The organism is Paraburkholderia pallida, assembly GCF_004524855.1.
Taxonomy (GTDB): domain Bacteria; phylum Pseudomonadota; class Gammaproteobacteria; order Burkholderiales; family Burkholderiaceae; genus Paraburkholderia; species Paraburkholderia oxyphila.
In genome coordinates, this window is the sequence record NZ_CP038149.1 from 1,199,525 (window position 1) to 1,215,605 (window position 16,081).

The following is a 16,081-nucleotide window of genomic DNA, read 5'->3' on the forward strand; positions in this document are numbered from 1 at the left end:
CAACTATCGAGGAGATTATTCATGAGCTTTACTGCAATCGAACCGGCCACGCCACGGCTGCACCGCTCGGAACTCGCTGTGCCGGGCTCCAACCCCGCCATGTTTGAAAAGGCCGCGCGCTCGGCCGCCGACATCGTCTTTCTCGACTGCGAAGATGCGGTCGCGCCCGACGACAAGGAGCAGGCGCGCAAGAACATCATCGAAGGCCTGAACGACATCGACTGGGGTAAGAAGACCGTGATGGTGCGTATCAATGGGCTCGATACGCATTACATGTATCGCGACGTCGTGGATATTGTGGAGGCTTGTCCGCGCCTCGACATGATCCTGATTCCGAAGGTTGGCGTGGCCGCGGACGTCTATGCGATCGACATGCTTGTCACGCAGATCGAGACGGCGAAGAAGCGCACGCGGCGCATTGGCTTCGAAGTTCTGATCGAAACCGCGCTTGGCATGGCGAATGTGGAGGCGATCGCGCAGTCGAGCCGGCGGCTCGAAGCGATGTCGTTCGGTGTGGCCGATTATGCGGCTTCGACGCGTGCGCGCACGACGGTGATTGGCGGCGTGAATCGCGACTATGGCGTGCTCAGCGACAAGGATGCCAACGGCGAGCGTGAGTACTTCTGGGGCGACCAGTGGCACGCCGCGCAGACGCGCATGATGGTGGCCTGCCGGGCGTATGGATTGCGGCCTGTGGATGGGCCGTTTGGTGACTTCAGCGATCCGGATGGGTATGATGCGGCTGCCAGGCGTGCCGCGGTGCTTGGTTATGATGGGAAGTGGGCGATTCATCCTTCGCAGATCGAGTTGGCGAATCGCGTGTTTACGCCGAGTGATGCTGAAGTGTCGCGTGCACAGCGGATTATGGATGCGATGGCTCAGGCCGCCAAGGACGGCAAGGGCGCTGTGTCGCTGGATGGGCGTCTGATCGACGCGGCTAGTATTCGGATGGCTGAGGCGCTGATTTCTACCGCGCGGGCTATTGATGAGGGGAAGCGCTGAGCGCTTGTGGTTATGGTGGTGCGCTGCCGCGCGCTCGTGGCCTTAACTTGTATTCGCGGCGGGCCGCGGGCGTTGCCCCTGTGCGGGGCGGCACCTACTTTTCTTTGCAGCCGCAAAGAAAAGTAGGCAAAAGAAAGCGGCTTAAACCGCCAGTGTGACGCAGTCCACCACTGCCCTGTAATTCGGAGCGGCTCCGGGGCATCCGTCTCCCCGCACACTCCGCGTTAGTGACAAGGGGCTCATTCTTCCCGCCACGCGCTACGCGCGGGCGGAAGGGTCTGCATGGAAAACCAAGCGGGCTGGCCGGCGAATGCGTTAGGGGTGCCGTCCGTAAATGCGCGGCGGTGCTGACCGGTAAATGTGCTTGAGTGCTGACTGGTGAATGCGATTGGATGCTAACTGGTAAATGCGCTGGAGTGATAACCGGTGAATGCACTGGCCTGCTAGCTGGCGAATGCGTGGGCAAGCCGCCGAGTGAATACATTGGATTCCTACGAATACGCGTGAATCCCACTGGTTTTGGTTATGCCCCACGGCGCGCGGAGCGCCGCCGGATGGATGAGCCCTTAGTCACTCCGCTATACGCCCTGTGGTGACAGACGCTCCGGAGCCGCTCCGATATACAGGGCAGTGGTGAACGGCGTCACACTAGCGGTTTGAGCGGCTTTCTTTTGCCTACTTTTCTTTGCCGCGGCAAAGAAAAGTAGGTGCCGCCCCGCACAGGGGCAACGCCTGCGGCCCGCCGCAAAAACAAGTTAAGGCCAACGCCTTAAAACCAGCGACACCAACCGCTACCTAGGCGTTCACAGCAACGCCCCCTTCATCAACGGAGACAGGCCGGACCTCACGCCACGCCGTGATCATGGAATCGGCGGCACGCTCTATATCGTCCTCAGTGGTGGACCAGGCAATGATAGAAACCCGCATCACACGGCGCCCTCGCCACTGCGCGCCGAGCGCAAAGCACACGCCATCCTGCTGGATACGTGCGATCGCAGCATCGGTGAGTGCATCACCAAGAGAAGCGGGCTCGTGCGCCCCAAACCGCACAACAACCTGGTTCAACTCGACCTCGTTGAGCACCGCGATGCCAGCTTCACCGGCCACACGGCGCGCCAGCCGCTCCGCAAGCATGCAATGCCGCTCAATCATCGCCGCAATGCCACTCCGGCCGAACGCGCGCAGCAGCGTCCACAACACAAACCCCCGCGCCCGCCGCGAAAGCTCCGGCGCATAATGCACAGGATCGCGCACCCCGCCCTCTTCCGCGGGCGGCAAGTAACCCGCACCAATCGTCATCGCCCGCCGATGCGCGTCAGCATCGCGCACAAATGCACAACCACACTCGTATGGCGCCTGCAGCCATTTGTGCGCATCGGTCGCCCAGGAGTCCGCCTGTTCCACACCAACAGCGAGCGCCGCCCGCGCCGGGCACGCCCTCGCCCACAACCCGAATGCACCATCCACATGCAGCCAGCCACCATGCTCATGCGTGAGCGCCGCAATCTCCCCCACAGGATCGAACGCGCCAGTCATGATATGACCCGCCTGAGCAATCACGAGATGCGGCCCACGGCAATGCGCAAGCGCGGCACGCAGCGCGTCAACCTGCATCCGCCCCGCCTCATCAGTAGCAATCCTCACCAGCCTGCGCTCTCCAAACCCAAGATAGCGCAGCGCGGCAAGCACGCTAGCGTGCGCATCCTCGCCGATGAAAACGGCAATAGGCGGCGCCCCGAACAGGCCGTCCGCCTCGACATCCCAGCCCATCCGGCGCAGCAGCGCGCCGCGCGCCGCCGCGAGGCAGACGAAATTGCTCATCGTCGCGCCCGTCGTGATGCCCACCGAGCACTCGGGCGGCAGCCCCAGCAGGTCGACCAGCCATTGCGCGGCCACCTGCTCGGCCACGGCGGCCGCCGGCGCGCCTTCGTAGCAGGCCGCATTCTGCCCCCAGACGCTCGTGAGCCAGTCCGCCGCGACCCCAGCCGGATGCGACCCGCCCGCGACCCAGCCGAAAAAGCGCGGGCCCGCCGTCCCCATCAAGCCGGGACCGGCCGCCGCGGCCAGCTGCTCGATCGCTTCGCTCGCGGGCATGCCACTCTCCGGCGTGGGTCCGCCCAACGCTTCGAGCAACGCCGCGAAGCCCGCCGTGGCTGCAGGCGGGCGCGTCGCGCGGGTGCGATGAAAATCCAGCGCGAGCCGGTGCGCCGCGTCGAACGCGGCGCCTGCTTCATCTTCCGGCATCCTCTTGAACTCGGGCACAGCGGCTCCTTTCCCCTGATGTCGCCGCGTGCTCCCGCAGCACTCTCCGCTCTAGCGCGCCGGCACCTGCCAGAACGGCTGTGCCGGATGAAACGCCTCGCCCTGCGCGAAGCGCTCCGCCGAGCGCAGCGTGTTCTCGATCAGCATGGTCACGGTCATCGGCCCCACGCCGCCGGGCACCGGCGTGATCCACGAGGCGCGCTCGCGCACCGCTTCGAAATCGACGTCGCCCACGATCCGCCCATCCGCAAGCCGGTTGATCCCCACGTCGATCACGATCGCGCCTTCCTTCACCATCTCCGCCTTGATGAGCCCCGGCCTGCCCGCCGCCACCACGAGGATGTCCGCGTGGATCGTGTGATGCGCGAGGTCGCGCGTCTTCGCATGGCAGATGGTCACCGTGGCTTCCTTCTGCAACAGCATCAGCGCCATCGGCTTGCCGACGATGTTGCTCGCGCCCACCACCACCACGTTCTTGCCCGCCACGTCGATGCCCGTGGTTTCCAGCAGGAGCTGGACGCCATAGGGCGTGCAGGGCGGAAAGATCGAATTGCCGACCACGAGCGCGCCAACGTTGTAGAGATGAAAGCCGTCCACGTCCTTGTCGACGACGATGCTCTCCAGCACACGCCGCACGTTGACCTGTGGCGGCAGCGGCAATTGCACGAGGATACCGTGCGTGGCCGGGTCCAGGTTCAGCTCGCCAATGCGCTCGAGCAGCTCCGTTTCTGTGCAGGTGGCGGGGAACCGGTGCATGAACGAGCGCACGCGGCTCTCCTCGCACGCCTTCACCTTGTTCGCGACATAGACCTGCGAGGCCGGATTGTCGCCCACCAGCACCACGGCGAGGCCCGGCACGACGCCGCGCATGGACAGCGCGGCGACGCGCTCGCGAAAGCGCGCCCGCAAACGCCGCGCAAGGTGTTTCCCATCGATGATCTGCGCCGTCATCGCGAGTCAGACCACGCCCGGGATCCAGTTGGTGCCCGCAAGCGGCACACGCGCCATCGCCGCGGCCTCGACCGTGAGCGCGACGAGATCCTCCGGCTCGAGGTGATGCACGTTCTGCTTGCCACAGGCGCGCGCGATCGTGGTCAGCTCCATGTTCAGCGTCTTCAGATAGTTGCGCAGACGCTTCGCTCCCACATCGGGCTGCAGCCGCTCCTGCAGCACCGCGTCCTGCGTGGTGATCCCCACGGGACACTTGCCGGTGTGGCAGTGGTGGCAATAGCCCGGCGCCGTTCCCAAGTTCGCGTAGTCGTCGAGCACCTGCACATGCTGGCCGTTCTCGACATACGAGGCGCTGTTGCAGCCCAGCGAGACCAGCACGCCCTGCCCGATCGCGACCGCATCCGCGCCCATCGCCAGCGCCTTCGCCACGTCCGCGCCGCTGCGGATGCCGCCCGAAATGATGAGCTGCACCGTGCCCTTCATGTTCAGGTCCTCGAGCGCGTCCACGGCCTGGCGCAACGCCGCAAGCGTAGGAATCCCGACGTTCTCGATGAAGCAGGTCTGCGTGGCCGCGGTGCCGCCCTGCATGCCGTCCACCACGATCACGTCCGCGCCCGCGTGCACGGCGAGCTTCACGTCGTTGAAGGTGCGCGTCGCCCCCACCTTTACGTAGATCGGCTTCTCCCAGTCGGTGATCTCGCGCAGCTCCTGAATCTTGATGAGCAGATCGTCAGGGCCGGTCCAGTCCGGATGGCGGCAGGCCGAGCGCTGGTCGATGCCTTCGGGCAGCGTGCGCATCTTCGCAACGCGCGGCGAAATCTTTTGCCCGAGCAGCATGCCGCCACCGCCCGGCTTCGCGCCCTGGCCGATCACCACCTCGATCGCGTCGGCCTTGCGCACGTCGTCGGGATTGAAGCCGTAGCGCGACGGCAGGCATTGATAGACGAGCGTCTTCGAGGAGCGTCGCTCTTCTGGGGTCATGCCGCCATCACCGGTGGTCGTGGAGGTGCCCATCTCGGTCGCCGCGCGCCCCAGCGCCTCTTTCACGTTCGCGGAGAGCGCGCCGAAGCTCATCCCCGCGACCGTGATCGGGATCGCGAGCTCGATGGGTTTCTTCGCGAAGCGCGTGCCGAGCACGGTCTTCGTGGTGCACTTCTCGCGATAGCCTTCCAGCGGGTAGCGCGACAGCGATGCGCCGAGGAACAGCAGGTCGTCGAAGTGCGGCACGTGGCGCTTCGCGCCAAGGCCACGGATCTCGTACAGCCCGTGCGCCGCGGCGTTCTGGATATAGTTGATCGTCTTGCGGTCGAAGCCCCAGGATTCTTCGGTCGCCAGTTGCTTCAGGTGGATGGGCTTGATTTCCATGGTCGGGATCCTTGGGTCAATATTCCTGGTTCGCGTCGGCATTCCAGTGGTAGAGCGAGCGGGCCGAGGCGATGCGCTTGAACTCCCTCGCCTGGAAGCCGGAGAATGCGGGGCCCGCCGCGCGCAGCAGTTGCGCCACCGCCTCGATGTCGGCCGCCGTCATCGGCTCCTCGCGCGCATCCGCGCCCAGCGACTTGATGTTGCCGCGCACGTATAGCACCGCTTCGTACAACGAATCGCCCAGGGCGTCGCCGGCGTCGCCGCAGATCACCAGCCGGCCGGCCTGCGCCATGAAGGCCGAGAAGCTGCCCACCGAGCCTTTCACGACGATATCGGCCCCCTTGAGCGAGATGCCGCAGCGCAGCCCCGCGTCGCCTTCGATCACGAGCAGGCCGCCTTGCGCCGAAGCGCCCGCCGCATTCGATGCGAAGCCCTTCACGTGCACGCGCCCGCTCATCATGTTTTCCGCCACGCCGGTGCTCGCGCTGCCCGCGATGGTGACCTTCGCCTCCTTGTTCATGCCGGCGGCGTAGTAGCCGGCGTGACCGTCGATCTCGACCTCGATCGGCAGGTCGAGCCCGACCGCGATGTTGTGCGCGCCATCGGGGTTCGCGATGCGCACCGCCTGCACGGCCTGGCCGGCGGCCTCCTTGTGCAAGAACCGGTTGACTTCGGTCACCGACGTGCTTGCCAGGTCAAAGTTCACACTTTCCATACGTACATCTCCTCGGGAGCCGGTTCGAACACGCTTGCATGCTTGATGTCGGGAAGATGGGCCAGCGAGCGGAACTCGGAGGCGATCGCGACGTAGTCGTCGGTCTCGGCCACCACCGCGGGCTTGCACGCGAACGGATCGCGGATCAGCGCGAGCTTGTCGGGCGTGCCCATCAGGAACGTGTAAAAGCCGTCGAGCTGCTCGAAGCCCTGTTGCAGCGCCACTTCGAGATCGTCGCCCTCGCGCAGCCGGTACTCGAGGAAACGGCAGGCCGCTTCGGTGTCGTTGTCGGTATCGAAGTGGATGCCGTGCGGTTCGAGCATGCGGCGCACGCCAAAGGGATTCGAGAGCGAGCCGTTGTGCACGAGACAGAAGTCCTCGCCCGCCGTGAACGGGTGGGCGCGGTCCGGCGTCACCGCCGACTCGGTCGCCATGCGCGTGTGGCCGACCAGGTGCGTGCCCGTGAGGTTCTTGAACGCATAGCGGTCCGACACTTCCTTTGGCGTGCCGATATCCTTGTACAGGTCGATTGCGCGGCCCGTCGAGAGGATATGCAGCTTCGGATGCTGCTCGGCGATCCAGCGTTTCGCGGTCTCCGGCGCGATGCTCACGGTGAGCACCGCGTGATTGCCCTTCGCGTGAACCGACGCACCGGCGCCCAGATGGGTGTTCATCTCGTGCGCGAGGCCTTGCCAGTTGAAGTCCTCGGCCGCTTCCGTGAGACCAGAATAGAGGCTGATCTTGCGAGCCTCTTCGCCCACCGGCTCCGTGAACACGGCCAGCCCCGCCGAATCGGGCCCGCGCTCGGTCATGCCGAGCAGCATGGGCACCATCAGCTCGCCCAGCCGCTCACGCAACGCTGGCTGTTTGATAAGCAATCCTACAATTCCACACATGAGTGCTCTCCTGCACGTATTTCCTGCGTTTCATGGACGGCTGGCGTAGCTGCGCCCGCGCGGGCGCCACGCCGCTGCATGTAAGACAGTTCAGAAAAACTCGAGGTAGGTCTTCTGCTCCCAGTCCGACACATGGCGCATGTACTCGATCCACTCCATGTGCTTCAGGCGCAGGAACTCGGTGCCGGCCGGGCCGAGCGCCTCCATCATGACTTCGTCGCGTTCGAGCTCGCGCAGCGCATCCTGGAGGTTCTGCGGCAAGATGTTGATCTCGCGCTGGCGCAGCTCCTGCGGCGACATCTCATAGAGGTTCAGGTTGCACGGCTCGCCGGGCTCGAGCTTGTTGTTCACGCCGTCTAGGCCGGCGGCGATCACGGCGGCCGTCGCCAGATACGCGTTGCAGGCGGCATCGGGCAGGCGCAGCTCGATGCGGCCGCCCGGAATGCGGACCATCGACGAGCGGTTGTTGTCGCCATAGCTCACATAAGCCGGCGCCCACGTGGCACCGGTCAGCGAGCGCCCTACCACGAGGCGCTTGTACGAGTTGACCGTGGGCGCGCAGATGGCCGCGAGCGCCGCCGCATGCTTGAGCAGTCCGGCCGTCCAGTGATAGGCGAGCTTCGTGAGCCCGAGGCCGCGCTCGTCGTGCTTGTCGGCGAAGAGGTTGCGCTCGCCGTCCGAGATCGACATGTGCATATGCATGCCGTTGCCCGGCCGGTTCGAAAACGGCTTGGGCATGAACGAGCAAACGAGGCCGAGCTCGTTGGCGATCTCCGCCGCTGCCATCTTGAAGAACACATAGGAATCGGCGGATTTCAGGCAGTCCGAGTACGTGTAGTTGATCTCGAACTGACCGTTTGCGTCCTCGTGATCGATCTGATAGACGTCGATGCCGGCCTTGATCAGCGACTCGGTCAGGCGCTCGAGAAATACGCGCGAGCGCGACAGGCCCTTGTAGTCGTAGCACGGCTTGGGCAGCGCATCCGTGTCGTCGCACGGCACGATGCGACCGTCCTCAGTGCGGCGCAGCAGCGAGAACTCGGGTTCGAGACCGGTGTTCAGGATCCAGCCGCGCTCCTGCAGACGCGCGACCTGCTTTTTCAGCGTGACGCGGCTCTCGAACTGCCACGGCTCCTTCTTCACGTAGCCGTCGCAAGCGATGCGGGCATAGCCCGGCTGCCACGGCATGAGCGTGAGCGTGTCGAGGTCGCCCACCGCCATGAAGTCCGGCCCCTGCGGATCGATGCCGAGGCCCCACACCGCGAAGCCGGCAAAGCCCGCGCCATCGGTCAGGATCAGGTCGAGGTGGGCGGCGGGCACGGACTTCGTCTTCGCGACGCCGTGAATGTCGACGAATTGCGCGAGTATGTACTTGACGTCGTTGTCTGCAAGGAACTGCTTGGCTTCTGCGGGTGTCATGTCGATTGTCCTCAAGCGTCGTGATTACGGTGTCGAGGAAGCGCCTGGCGCCTGGTTGCGCCGGGTACCTCCGCCAGCTGCCTGCTGAGCCTGATGCGGGCCTGGAACGGGCCTGATGTGAGCCTATTGCGATGGTGCCTGGTCGATTTCGTCTATCACGGCGAGACCGACCGGCCCGCCTCCCAGTTCGGCAGCGATGCCGGCAAGGGTTTCCCACAAGTACACGCCGTACGTGCCGTCGGCCCACACACGGTAGTACGGCCGGCCCAACCGCTCGCCCGGCAGGACGGTGACGGCGACCCCCGCCATCGAAGTCAGCACGACGGGGCGGGTTGCGAGGTCCAGCGCGCGAAAGTTGACGTTGCAGGTCTGCAGCAAAAGCTCGTCGATCGCTTCGCCACACAGCACCAGCGCCAGATCCTGGCGCAGCACCGGATAGACCCGCAGCGCCGGCTCGCGGTGGGCCAGCTTGGCCGAGGCGCGGCCGCTCAAGCCGTCCTCGATCAGATACTCGGTAAGGCCCAGGCGCGCGATCAGCCCGCCGCTTGCAAGCGGCGCCCACGTGTTGGGCTGCTGCAGCAAGGGCAGACCCTGATCCGCAAGCCAGGCGGCCACGCCCTGGCCCTTGAAGCCCGTGCGGTACAGATGCGAGACGTCCGCGATGCCGGCGCAGCGTGCACGCGCATCGTCGTTCGCGCCGAAGCGCTCGGCGATCTGCATGTTCTCGACCACGCCCCACTGCGGCTCTGCGGCGTACCGTGCGTCGCGTACGGGGCTCGTGCGCAGCAAGACATGGGCTGCGCTTGACGGGTTCGCTGCGCTCATGCGGTCTCCTCCCTCGGTGCAGTGGCGTGCGCGGGTGCGGCATCTTTCTGGCGCGCGTTGTCAGGGTCGTAGAACGGCGTGGGCACCACCGTGGCGGACACCATGGTGCCGTCACTCAGACGAAAGCGGATGCGCGTGCCTGGGGTGGCCATCGCGGGCCGCACGAACGCGAGGCCGATGGTCTTCTGCAGCGTCTCGCTCCACGACACGCTGGTTACGCGGCCCGCAATCTCGGTGCCTTCGATCGCCAGATGGCACTCGCGCAAGGCCTCGTTCTTGACGCCGTCGTCCAGCGCGAAGCCCACGAGGCGCTGCGGCTGCGGCTGGCTGTCGATGGCCTGCAGGCTGCGCTGTCCCACGAAGAACGGCTTGTCCATCTTGACCGCCCACTCCATGGCGGCATCGCGCGGCGTCGTCAGGCCGTCGGTGTCCTGGCTCACGATCACGTGGCCCTTCTCGAGCCGCAGGAGCCGCTGTGCCTCGACGCCGAATGGCCGGATGCCGAACTCCTTGCCCGCTTCCTGGATCGCGCTCCACAATGCCGCGCCATATTCGGCGGGAATGTGAATCTCGTACCCCCACTCGCCGACGAAGCCCACGCGCATCAGCCTGGCCGGCACGCGGTTCGCGCCCAGCGCGATACCCGTCACGCGGATGCCGAGATACGGGAATGTTTCCGACGACAAATCGAGATCGACCAGCTTCGCGAGCACGGCGCGCGAATACGGACCCGCGAGGTTGATGGCCGCGTAGGCGCCCGTCACGTTGACGATGCCGCAATCGAGCCCCCAGATCGTGTTCAGGCGTGAAAGCTCGCGGTAAATCGCCGCCGCGCCCGATGTCGTCGTCGTGAAGTAGAAGTGATCGTCGGAGAGCCGTGCGACCACGCCGTCGTCGATCACCACGCCGGCTTCATCGCACATGAGCGCATAGCGCGTCATGCCCGGCTTCAGCCCCGCGTACTTGGACACGTATACGCGCTCGAGGAACTGCGCGGCTTGCGGCCCGCGCGCTTCGAGCTTGCCGAGCGTCCCCACGTCGATCATGCCCACGCCCGTGCGCACCGCCTGCACCTCTTCCTGGATACAGCGCGCGCGGTCCTTGCCCGCCACCGCGTAGTACTCGGGCCGCTGCCAGACGCCGGCCGGCATCCACTTCGCGCCCAGGCGCTCGTGCTGCGCGTGGATCGGCGTGCGGCGCTCGGGGTTGAAGCCGCGTCCGGCGAGCAGCGCCATCGGCACGGGATGGAAGAACGGGCGCGCCGTGGTCGTGCCCACTTCCTGCGGCGCCTTGCCGGTCAGGCGCGCGAGAATGCGCAAGCCGTTCATGTTCGAGTGCTTGCCCTGGCTCGGCCCCATGCCGTTGGTCGAGAAGCGCTTGAGCAGCTCGATGTTGTCGAAGCCTTCCTGCACGGCGTTTTCGAAATCCTTCAGCTGAAGGTCTTCGTCGAAGTCGACGAAGTTCTTGCCCGCAGGATGCGGCACGATCGGCCACGCGTGCGACGGCGATTCCGGCTCGGCGGCAATTGCGAAGGACACCTTGCCATCTGAAAGCGCTGCGGCACCCACATGCCCAGCGGCCTGAGCGCCTGCGCGGCGGCCGTCCTGCAGCTTGCTCTCGAAGGTATGCACACCGTTCACGCGGCCACACGCGAACACGCCATCGGGCAATCGCTCGGGGACGAACTGCTCGACGTGCGTGTCGTAGCGCATCGCGGTGCCCGCCTGGTAAAGCAGATTCGCAGCCGGCGCCCAGCCCACGCTCATCAGCAGCGTGTCGCATTCGATCTGGCGGGTGCGGTCATGCGAAACGCTCATGCCTGCGGGCGGCATCGGGCCCACGCGTACCGCCGCAAGCCTGGCGCCGTCGGTGTCGGGAACGGCCTCGGTCACGCAGCTCGCCCCGATGACCTCCACGCCACGCACCTCCAGCTCGCGGGCGAGCGCGCCGCAGCGATGCGTCGCGCGCATGTCGATCAGCGCCTTCACCTTGATGCCGCGCTCGAGCATGTCGAGCGCCGCGCGATAGGCATCGGCGTTCGCGCCCAGCACCACCGCGCGCTGTCCCGGCGCGACGCCATAGCGCCACGCGAGCCGCTGTGCCGCCGAGGCGAGCATCACGCCCGGCAGGTCGTTGTTGTGGAACACGGCCGGCTGCTCGAAGGCGCCGCTGGCCACCACGACCGCCTTCGCGCGCATCTTGGTGATGCGCCCGGGCTCGACGAGCGGCACCCAGTGGTCCGCATAGTAGGCCGCGGCCAGCGTGCGGTTGAACATGCGCACGCGGGGATGCGCACGGACCTGGGCTTCGAGCGCGCGCACCGCTTCCAGGCGCTCCATCTCGCCGCCCGCCTGATACGTGCCGCTGCCGCCCGAGCGCGCATTCTCGTCGACGATCACCACGTCCGCGCCCTGCTGCGCCGCCTCCAGCGCGGCCGCCAGGCCCGACGGCCCCGCGCCGATCACGAGCACGTCGCAAAACCCGTAACGCTTGGGCGTGCGCACGTGCGGCGCATTGAGATCGACCGTGCCGAGCCCGGCCATCTTGCGGAACATGCGTTCCCAGCGCGGAAACCAGCGCTTGCTGTAGAACGCCTTGTAATAGAAGCCCACCGGCAGGAACGGCGCGAGCTTGCCCATCCAGCGGCCACGGTCGGCGGCCACGCCGCCCGTGGTGTTGACCGCGTGCCAGTTGGCGCCCGCGATCAGCTCGGTCACGTCGGCGCGCACGTTCAGGCGCGCGCCGTCCTGGAACATCGCGTTCACGTCGTGGTTCGCGAGCGAGAGCACGCCGCGCGGGCGGTGATACTTGAAGCTGCGCCCGAGCACCGAGACCTCCGACGCCCACAGCGCGCTCGTGACGGTGTCGCCTGCAAAGCCGACGTAACGCTGCCCTTCGAAGCCGAACTCGATCTGCTTGCTGCGATCGATCCATTCGCCTGCATGCGGTGCCAGACGCATTTACGCCTCCTCGTCGTTCAGATACGTGCGGATGACACGATCCTTCGCGGTGTCACGCTCGGCGATGAACCAGGTGTTGCTCGGTGTGTGGCACCACCATTCCTTCTTCACGCCCGCGGCGCCGTTGCGGCAGTACACGTAGTCGGCCCACTCGGCGTCGGTCGCCTTCGCCGGGTCCGGCATGGCGCGCAATTCGCCCCAGTAGACGAACTCGGAAACGGGGCGCGCGCCGTTCACGGGACAGGTCATGATCTTCATCGTCGTGCCCTCCGTTCAGTGCCCGACCGACGCCGCACCCTTCTCGCCGGTCAGCGCGTAGCGGCTGAAGCGATCGAGGGTGAAGCCGGTGATCAGCGAATGGTTCGTGTCGTTCGCGACGGTGTACGACATGGTCTTGCCGCACACCGGCGTGGCCTTGAAGCCCCACGTGCCCCAGCCTGAGTCCAGATAGAACCCTTCCACCGGGGTCTTGCCCATGATGGGCGCGAAGTCCGGTGTCATGTCGGCCATGCCGGCCCACTGGCGCATGACCTTCGCATTCGAGAGGAACGGGAACATCTCGAGCATGTGCGCCGTGAGCCCTTCCACGAAATCGAGCGTCGAGCGCGTGGCGTGCAGCTCGTAGGGATCGAGCGAGGCGCCCATCACGAGCTCGCCGCGCGCCGACTGGCTGATATAGACGTGCAGGCTCCCCGAAACCAGGATCGGATCGAGCCACGGCTTGAGCGGCTCGCTCACCATCGCCTGGAGCGGGTGAATGTAAATGGGCGTGCGCAGCCCGACCATGTCGGTGATGCGCGGCGTGGAGCCGGCCACCGCGCACAACACCTTGTTGGTCGAGATATAGCCGCGCGAGGTCTTCACGCCCTTCACCTTGCCGCCCACCACGTCGATGCCCAGCACTTCGGTTTGCTGATGAATCTCGACGCCACGCTGGTCGGCGCCGCGTCCGTAGCCCCATGCCACGGCGTCGTGGCGCGCGACCGAGCCCGGTGCGTGATAGAGCGCCCCCAGAATGGGCGCCACGCCGCCGCACGAGAGGTCGATCATCGGCGCGGCCTGCTTGACCTCTTTCGGACCGACCACCTCCGAGTCCACACCGAAGTGCTTGTTCACCTCCGCGCGCCAGCGCATCGTGCGCATGGCCGAATCCGTATGCGCGAGCGTGTAGTGGCCGCGCGTCGAATAAAACAGGTTCAGATCGAAGTCCTGCGAGAGGTCCTCCCACAGCTTGACCGACGTATCGTAGAACTGCACGCCCTCGGGCGTCAGGTAGTTCGAGCGGATGATCGTGGTGTTGCGGCCCGTATTGCCGCCGCCGATATAACCCTTCTCCAGCACCGCCACGTTCTTGATGCCGTGCTCGCGGGCGAGGTAGTACGCGCTCGCGAGCCCGTGGCCACCCGCGCCGATGATCACAACGTCATAAGAACTGCGCAAAGTGTCATGCCGGGTGAACATCCTCGGCTCGGGGTGCTTCTTCGACATGGCAAAACGCACGAGACGCCACGGCATGGCTCACTCCTTGTTCTCGCCCGCGTACACGCCGCGCGGGCAAAGCGGGTTGGACAGCTAGGGCTGATTACGGGGCTGACTGCGGATCCGATTGCGGACCGCTTCAGCGCAGCACGATCGTCTTGTTGCCGTGTATCAGCACGCGGTCTTCGAGGTGATAACGCAAGCCTCGGGCCAGCACGGCCTTTTCGATGTCGCGGCCCAGCCGCACGAGGTCGTCGGGCCGGTCCGAATGGCGCACGCGGATCACGTCCTGCTCGATGATCGGGCCTTCGTCAAGTTCTTCCGTCACGTAGTGGCAGGTCGCGCCCGTGAGCTTGACGCCGCGGGTATACGCCTGGTGGTATGGCTTCGCGCCCACAAAGCTCGGCAGGAACGAATGATGGATATTGATGATGCGGCCCGGATACGCCGCGCAGAGCTTGGGCGACAACACCTGCATATAGCGCGCGAGCACCATGGTGTCGGCGCGCGCATCCTCGAACAGGCGCTGCACCTGGTCGTAGGCCTCCTGCTTGGTCTCCGGCGTCACCGGCACGTAGTGAAACGGAATGCCATGCCATTCGACGAAGCTGCGCCACGTTTCGTGGTTCGAGATCACGCACGGGATCTCGATGTCGAGCTCGCCGGCCTTCCAGCGCGCGAGCAAGTCGTACAGGCAATGCTCGAGCTTCGAGACGAGGATCACGACGCGCTTTTTCTGCGAATGATCGGTCACCTTCCAGTCCATCGAGAATTCGCGGCCAATGCGCGCGAAGCGCTCGCGAAAAGCCTCGACGCTGATGGGCAGCGAGTCGGTCGCGATCTCGTGGCGCATGTAGAAGCGCTTCTCGATTTCGTCGGCGTGATGCGTCGCCTCGATGATCCAACCGTGATGCTCGGCGATGAACGCACTGACTGCAGCGACAATGCCGACCCGGTCGGGGCATGACAACGTCAGTGTAAAGCGGCGCGTTTCTGACATGAGGGCCACCTGATTCTCGACTGGAGTGAACGTGAATCAAAAGTAGCTAGCGGAATTTCCGCTGTCAACACCAATAAACTTTATTTCCTGTCAGGAACCCCATCGGGCGTATTGCTCGCGGGGTAAGAACTACCTCCCGGTGGGTAGCCCCCCGCGCCTCCGGCCCCTTATACGCCCTTTGCTTGCGAGCGTTGCCTGAAGCATTCCCAGCGATATCGGGCCACCGTATAGGCGTCGAGCACGGCGATCGCATAGACGAAGATGCCCCCCGCGTGACGGCCCACGAACGAGCGCTCGGGCGCGGCGAGTTGCAGCGTCAGGAAGCCCAGCAATAGCATGAAGAACACCATGATGAGCGCGCGCGTCGGCATGCGGTTGAGGACCTGCCCTGCGCCCGGCAGCAGCACCGCTGCGGCCAACACGAGGCGCGGATGCAGGGGGCGGCGTATGGCTGGCTCCCGTGGCCGCTTGCGGGCTTCATCGGTGGTGGCGTCGATGGCTACCGCCGCCGCGTCGGCTTCAGGCATTGGCATGATCGCCTCCTCGCATCAGATCGGCGCATACGGTCGTCGCGCGCTCGAGCAGCGACTCGAGCAATGCGACGCTCACCTGCGCGCCGCGAAACGTCGCGCGGCGCAGCACCAGGTACTCGCTGCGGTCCGCCGCCTGGACCTGGTAGACGACGCGCACGCCGCGCGGCATCACGACCAGCTCTTTCGAACGCGGGTCGGAGAACAATTCCCTGACGTGCGGATCGAGTACGCCCAGCAGCGATTCGGAGACCTGATGATCGGATTTGAGCGAGGTATGTTCTGGCCATTCATGGGGTAGCCGCACGTGCAGAGGCAGCGCGCCCGCCTGCGACCAGAATTCGACGTTCGCCCTGCGCGCGAGCAAGTCGAAGGTCCCGGCCACGGGCAAGTCCCGCCTCACGGACACGACGAGCCAGAGCGACGGCACCTGCCGGAACACGACTTGATCGACGAGCGGCTCGATGCGGACGCTGTGCCCTTGATACGAACCCGTAAGCACGGGAAAGGCGACGTCGTCCTGCGTCAGGGTGGCATGGTCGAATATCGCGAAGCATCCATCGAACAAGGTGCGGCGCTGCGCCCTGAACGCCTCGCGCTCACGCCGGTAAAGGGCGGCGAGCGCCGCGACGCACGCCGTGGTGAGAGCGATGCCTGCGACTGACATAGGGAATCTC

The 16,081-nt window shown here is 65.6% G+C and carries 15 protein-coding genes; 2 read left to right on the forward strand and 13 right to left on the reverse strand.

Translation table 11 applies throughout. The annotated features are described in order from the left end of the window. Positions 1–21: 21 nt before the first annotated feature. Positions 22–1,002: an HpcH/HpaI aldolase/citrate lyase family protein gene (locus E1956_RS20570; protein ID WP_134752421.1), complete on the forward strand. Its 981-nt coding sequence runs from the start codon at positions 22–24 to the stop codon at positions 1,000–1,002. Between the two features lie 795 nt (positions 1,003–1,797). On the opposite strand, the gene E1956_RS20575 is transcribed toward E1956_RS20570, so the two are convergent. Continuing rightward, the gene (locus E1956_RS20575) at positions 1,798–3,042 is read right to left on the reverse strand and encodes a pyridoxal phosphate-dependent decarboxylase family protein (RefSeq protein ID WP_232071849.1); all 1,245 of its coding nucleotides are present in this window, start codon (positions 3,040–3,042) and stop codon (positions 1,798–1,800) included. Here E1956_RS20575 and E1956_RS46905 point away from each other — a divergent pair. Further along, positions 2,963–3,187, forward strand: coding sequence for a hypothetical protein (locus E1956_RS46905; protein WP_232071874.1), 225 nt, complete (start codon positions 2,963–2,965; stop codon positions 3,185–3,187). The two genes, E1956_RS20575 and E1956_RS46905, sit on opposite strands and share 80 nt — an antisense overlap. Before the next feature lie 128 nt (positions 3,188–3,315). Here the strand turns inward: E1956_RS46905 and folD are convergent, their stop codons facing one another. The 12 genes from folD to E1956_RS20635 form a co-directional block, all read right to left on the reverse strand. Further along, positions 3,316–4,215 (reverse strand): bifunctional methylenetetrahydrofolate dehydrogenase/methenyltetrahydrofolate cyclohydrolase FolD, encoded by a 900-nt coding sequence (folD, locus tag E1956_RS20580; RefSeq protein ID WP_134752423.1) that lies wholly within the window; start codon positions 4,213–4,215, stop codon positions 3,316–3,318. A gap of 6 nt (positions 4,216–4,221) precedes the next feature. Continuing rightward, positions 4,222–5,580: an FMN-binding glutamate synthase family protein gene (locus E1956_RS20585; protein ID WP_028223249.1), complete on the reverse strand. Its 1,359-nt coding sequence runs from the start codon at positions 5,578–5,580 to the stop codon at positions 4,222–4,224. 16 nt (positions 5,581–5,596) lie between these two features. Further along, on the reverse strand, positions 5,597–6,295 hold the full coding sequence (locus tag E1956_RS20590) for a GltB/FmdC/FwdC-like GXGXG domain-containing protein (protein ID WP_028223250.1): 699 nt from the start codon (positions 6,293–6,295) through the stop codon (positions 5,597–5,599). After that, positions 6,283–7,191 carry a class II glutamine amidotransferase domain-containing protein gene (locus tag E1956_RS20595; protein ID WP_028223251.1) on the reverse strand — a complete coding sequence of 303 codons (909 nt, stop codon included), beginning with the start codon at positions 7,189–7,191 and terminating at the stop codon, positions 6,283–6,285. Before E1956_RS20595 ends, E1956_RS20590 begins: the two co-directional genes overlap by 13 nt. Positions 7,192–7,281: 90 nt before the next feature. After that, on the reverse strand, positions 7,282–8,610 hold the full coding sequence (gene glnT, locus E1956_RS20600; protein ID WP_134752425.1) for a type III glutamate--ammonia ligase: 1,329 nt from the start codon (positions 8,608–8,610) through the stop codon (positions 7,282–7,284). Between the two features lie 123 nt (positions 8,611–8,733). Then, positions 8,734–9,435 (reverse strand): hypothetical protein, encoded by a 702-nt coding sequence (locus E1956_RS20605; protein ID WP_232071760.1) that lies wholly within the window; start codon positions 9,433–9,435, stop codon positions 8,734–8,736. Then, positions 9,432–12,395, reverse strand: coding sequence for a glycine cleavage T C-terminal barrel domain-containing protein (locus E1956_RS20610; protein ID WP_134752427.1), 2,964 nt, complete (start codon positions 12,393–12,395; stop codon positions 9,432–9,434). The genes E1956_RS20605 and E1956_RS20610 overlap by 4 nt, the downstream gene beginning before the upstream one ends. Next, on the reverse strand, positions 12,396–12,653 hold the full coding sequence (locus E1956_RS20615; protein ID WP_028223255.1) for a sarcosine oxidase subunit delta: 258 nt from the start codon (positions 12,651–12,653) through the stop codon (positions 12,396–12,398). Between the two features lie 15 nt (positions 12,654–12,668). Further along, entirely contained in the window at positions 12,669–13,910 is a 1,242-nt protein-coding gene (locus E1956_RS20620; protein ID WP_134752429.1) for an FAD-dependent oxidoreductase, read from the reverse strand. Between the two features lie 103 nt (positions 13,911–14,013). Next, positions 14,014–14,874, reverse strand: a complete 861-nt coding sequence (purU, locus tag E1956_RS20625) for a formyltetrahydrofolate deformylase (RefSeq protein WP_134752431.1) — start codon at positions 14,872–14,874, stop codon at positions 14,014–14,016. 167 nt (positions 14,875–15,041) lie between these two features. Next, complete coding sequence (locus E1956_RS20630) at positions 15,042–15,407, reverse strand: hypothetical protein (protein ID WP_232071762.1); 366 nt, start codon at positions 15,405–15,407, stop codon at positions 15,042–15,044. Further along, positions 15,394–16,071, reverse strand: a complete 678-nt coding sequence (locus E1956_RS20635; RefSeq protein WP_134752433.1) for a hypothetical protein — start codon at positions 16,069–16,071, stop codon at positions 15,394–15,396. The genes E1956_RS20630 and E1956_RS20635 overlap by 14 nt, the downstream gene beginning before the upstream one ends. Between the last annotated feature and the right edge of the window lie 10 nt (positions 16,072–16,081).